Source organism: Streptomyces sp. NPDC005151 (assembly GCF_053599875.1).
In genome coordinates, this window is sequence record NZ_JBSFYR010000239.1 from 1 (window position 1) to 1,810 (window position 1,810).

The following is a 1,810-nucleotide window of genomic DNA, read 5'->3' on the forward strand; positions in this document are numbered from 1 at the left end:
GGTCCTAGAGAAACCCCATCATCGCAGGTCACAAGGCACTTCTTCGTTCCCCGAGAAACTGTCCACAGACATCAAGCCGGTGGATCCAGGCTGAGAAACCACGGTCGGTCTGGCTTTGTTCACGAGCACCGACAGCACCGGTACATGAGATTGGGAGGCGTCGACGGCGCGTCGTGTTCGATGTTCATGAGAAACGACATCGCCCCCGGCACCCCCAGCACGCCTCGCCGTCGCAGGACCTTGCCACGAGAAGCCGAGATGAGGCCCCAAGGAGTTCTGCGTGGTGTTCCGACTCCTTGGCAACCGGCCACGGACCTCGCGCAAGAACCTGTTTGGCGGACCACCGCGACCACTGCTACGTTTCCGGAGGCCGTGCTGGAGAGCGAGGAGGTGGTACCCGTGAACGAAGTATCGACATGGGTGCTCCCCTCCGGGGTCACGGTCGGGCGGTAGGTCGTCCGGGAGCGCCGTTCCAGTGCACTCCCGAAAGGCACGACCATGCATTTCACTTCGGAACAGCGTCTCGATGGCGGCGTCCTCGAACGCGGATTCACCCTCGGCGAGATCCCCGGCCTTCTGTGGACGCCCGCAACTGCATCCGCATCCGCACCGGCGCCGCTGATCCTGCTCGGCCACCCTCCCCTCGGGCTGCGCAAGATGTACCCCCGGCTGGTGGCCCGAGCCCAGCACTCCGCGGCGGAGGGTTTCGCCACGGCCACCATCGAGCTCCCCGGAAGCGGCGACCGGCCCCGTTGGGACGCCGCCGAGCAGGCCCGCGCCGACCTGCGCCGGGCGATGGAGGCCGGCGAGCCGGTCAGCGACGAGATCGTCGACGCCCTCATCCTCCCGCTGGTCGACAAGGCGGTCCCGGAATGGCAGGCCGCCCTGGACGCCCTCCTTGCGCTGCCCGAGATCGGTGGCCCGGTCGGCTACTCGGGGGGAGTGATCTCCATCGGTATCCGGCTGGCGGTGGTCGAGCCGCGCATCGCGGCCGCCGGTCTGTTCGCCGGGAGTTTCGTGCCTCGCGCCATGTTCGAGGAGGCCCGCCAGGTCACCATTCCGCTGCACGTCCTGCTGCAGTGGGACGACGAGGGGAACGACCGGCAGGTGGCCCTGGACCTGTTCGACGCCTTCGGCTCCAAGGAGAAGTCCCTGCACGCCAACATGGGCGGGCATACCGGCGTCCCGCAGTTCGCGGGGGACGCCGCGGCCCAGTTCTTCACCCGGCACCTGAAGTGAAGCCGGGCCGTCAGGCCACCAGCAGACGGTAAACCGCGCTGACCAGGATGCTGTTCGTCGAGGGAAGGTCCCGGCGCTCCTCTGCTGTTTGTGCCGTGGGCCCCTGCCAGCTCGGCAGGGGCCCACGCTGTCCGAAGCCATGAACAGTTCGACTTCTGCAGTGCTTCGAGTGCTGCCCAGTCTCGTGTCCATGTGCTGTCGGTTCTCGTGAATAGAGCCAGCCGGTCGGCGGTGCGGCTGGTGGCTACGTAGGCGAGAAGGGGGTTCTGGCACACATTCCGTGAGCGATCTTGAGTCCGGCCTCACCGGACCCCGGTGACGCGTGGTCCGCGCAGCTCACATGACGCGCGCGCCTTCTGCTGGCGAGAGCCGGCAAGATCTTTCACGGAATGTGTGCCAGAACCGAGAAGGGAGAGCGTTTGTAGTTGGGTACGAAGAGCGCCAGCGTGTCGCGGGTGCCTGAAATGTTGGCGAGTTCTGACCCGAATCCGTAGGTAGTGGCCGATGCTCCGTCAGGTGACGGGGCTTCGGTCGTTTCGGGCTGGTGAGCGAGGTGGGGGCAGGCCGGTGG

The 1,810-nt window shown here is 66.6% G+C and carries 2 protein-coding genes; one reads left to right on the top strand and one right to left on the bottom strand.

Translation table 11 applies throughout. The features are described 5' to 3' along the window. The first annotated feature begins 498 nt into the window (after positions 1-498). On the top strand, positions 499-1,239 hold the full coding sequence (locus tag ACWD6R_RS40440; protein ID WP_451823319.1) for an alpha/beta hydrolase: 741 nt from the start codon (positions 499-501) through the stop codon (positions 1,237-1,239). Positions 1,240-1,621: 382 nt separating this feature from the next. On the opposite strand, the gene ACWD6R_RS40445 is transcribed toward ACWD6R_RS40440, so the two are convergent. Next, positions 1,622-1,810: hypothetical protein (locus tag ACWD6R_RS40445; RefSeq protein WP_451823320.1), on the bottom strand; the 189-nt coding region annotated here is incomplete at its 5' end.

Bases quoted from the DNA above. Each gene is read 5' to 3' on its own strand.
- ACWD6R_RS40440 (WP_451823319.1), top strand. From the start codon at position 499: ATGCATTTCACTTCGGAACAGCGTCTCGATGGCGGCGTCCTCGAACGC.